Here is a 1,969-nt window from a genome sequence, read left to right on the forward strand (position 1 = left end):
CAACCGCCGCCGCACTCTGGAAGCAGATCCGCGGATCACCGATCTGGAAGCCGCCCTCGCTGTAGCCCAGGGTGAATTGGGGGCCGCCAAGCTCGCCGTCCATGACGCCGAAGCGGAGCTGAAGCGCAGCGAGGCGGACGTCGAGCAGGTGGCAGGGCGCATTGAACGCGACGAAGCCAGGCTGAACAGCGGAACGGGCCTGTCCAAGGACCTGGTGGCGCTGCAGAAAGATATCGCATCACTCAATAAGCGGCGGTCCGACCTCGAGGACGTAGAGCTCGAAGTGCTGGAGCGGCTCGACTCCCTGCGCGAGCGCCAGGCGGCGCAGCAGAAAATTGTCGATGACATCCAGGGTTCCTTCGCCGTGATCCGGGCTGAACTGGATGAGCAGCTGGCAGAGATCACCGCTGAAGAGGCCGTTGTGCGCGGTCGCAGGGCAGAGTTCGCCGCAGGGCTGGACGACGGTCTGCTGGCAGTCTACGAAAAGACCCTTGCCCGGCGGGGAGTCGGCGCTGCCAGGCTTTTCCACGGCACCTCTGAGGGGTCAGGCATGCAGCTGAGCCCGGGCGACCTTGCTGAGATCAAGGCCGCGGCCGAGGATGACATTGTCTTCTGCCCTGACTCCGGCTGCATCCTGGTGCGCTCAGCAGAGTGGGTGTGACGCCGGGGTGTCCCCGCGCCTCCTAGTTGGGCAGGATGATGTTCAGGGCGTGTGCCTTGCGCGCCGTGCCGGGCACAAGTTCGGCGTTCCACTTTTCGCCGGCGGCCTTGTGTAGCTGTACGGGCGTTTGCGGTGCCTTTCCGGGCCGGGTCAGCAGATGCCGCGCGAGTTCGCCGCGGGTGTGCTTCGCGAAGTGGCTGACCACCTTCCGCGCGCCGTTCACCTCAGTGAAAACGTTGACCGTCACCGTCGACGCCGCCGGGGGAGTCCACGCCGCGGCGTAGGTGCTGGAGCGGCAGTCCACCAGCAGCTGCCCGGACACCGCGGCGGCCAGGGCGTCCGTCAGCTGCGGCTTCCAGAACGAGGCAAGACGGCCGACGTCGGGCAGCGACGTTGACATCGACAGCCGGTACGCGGGCACGGAGTCCGCGAAACGGATGGCGCCCCAGAGGGCGGAGATCACCAGGACCGATTCATCGGCCTTGCGGCGCTGCCGCCCCGTCATCGACTTGTAGCCGAGGGCGTCGTACAGCACCCCGGAATACACCTGGTGGGCCGGCGCGGCCGGTTCAGCGTGCAGCCGGGTGTTGCGTTCGACGTCGGACTGCAGTGATGCTCCTACGCCCAGGAGTGCGAGGGCGTCCTCATGCGCGCTCACCGTACCGAGTGCCTCAAGGACTTTGGCCCGGCAGGAGTTGAGGTCGGGGAAGCTCAGGGAGGTCCAGTCCATGGCGTCGCCACGGGTCGCAGGGGTTTTGCCTTCGGACGGGGGAAGCAGGATCAGCACCGTACGATCTTACCGGTGGTCTGCAGGACCAGCCGGACTCACAATTTAGGCAAGGTTCCGGCCGAGGAAGGACAACACTGCGGGCAGGATTGAGCGCCAGTAAGCAGTGTCGTGCCCGCCGGGCAGGAATCCTCCTTCCACCGGGCCAGGGAGCGCGCTGACGTATTCGCGGACGGTTGCCGCGAGCTCGTCATCCCTGCCGCAGTCGATACGTTTGGGAATGGCCGCCAGCCGGGGGCGGAGCGCGAAGACGTCGTTCGCCGCGAAATCCGCCGGGCTGTCAAAGGCGCCTTTCATGCGTGCGTCGTGACGTGACCAGATAGCCGGGCTCATCGCGGCTATGGCCCGGATGCCGGGCAGCCGCGCCTGCGAGGCCAACAACAGGGCGCCGAAACCGCCCATGGAGAGGCCGAAAAGCCCGATCTGCCCGAGATCAAAGCCCTGCACGCCGAGGAAAGGAACGAATTCCCGCACCAGCATCGACTGCGTGTCGCTGCCGTCCCTGCGCGCATGCCACCAGG

Annotated in this window: 3 protein-coding genes; 1 reads left to right on the forward strand and 2 read right to left on the reverse strand. The window is 66.6% G+C overall.

All coding sequences use genetic code 11. From position 1 onward, the window contains the following. Positions 1-661 (forward strand): C4-type zinc ribbon domain-containing protein (locus RIF68_RS35420; RefSeq protein WP_309055698.1); only part of this gene is annotated, 661 nt, incomplete at its 5' end. A 22-nt stretch (positions 662-683) separates the two neighbouring features. Here the strand turns inward: RIF68_RS35420 and RIF68_RS35425 are convergent. Together RIF68_RS35425 and RIF68_RS35430 are read right to left on the reverse strand one after the other, a co-directional pair. Beyond that, positions 684-1,448 carry a peroxide stress protein YaaA gene (locus RIF68_RS35425; protein WP_309055700.1) on the reverse strand — a complete coding sequence of 255 codons (765 nt, stop codon included), beginning with the start codon at positions 1,446-1,448 and terminating at the stop codon, positions 684-686. A 45-nt stretch (positions 1,449-1,493) separates the two neighbouring features. Beyond that, a partial coding sequence (locus RIF68_RS35430) for an alpha/beta hydrolase-fold protein (RefSeq protein ID WP_309055702.1) occupies positions 1,494-1,969 on the reverse strand: 476 nt, incomplete at its 5' end.

The sequence above is a fragment of the Streptomyces sp. genome (genome assembly GCF_031178505.1).
Classification (GTDB): Bacteria; Actinomycetota; Actinomycetes; order Streptomycetales; family Streptomycetaceae; genus Streptomyces; species Streptomyces gulbargensis.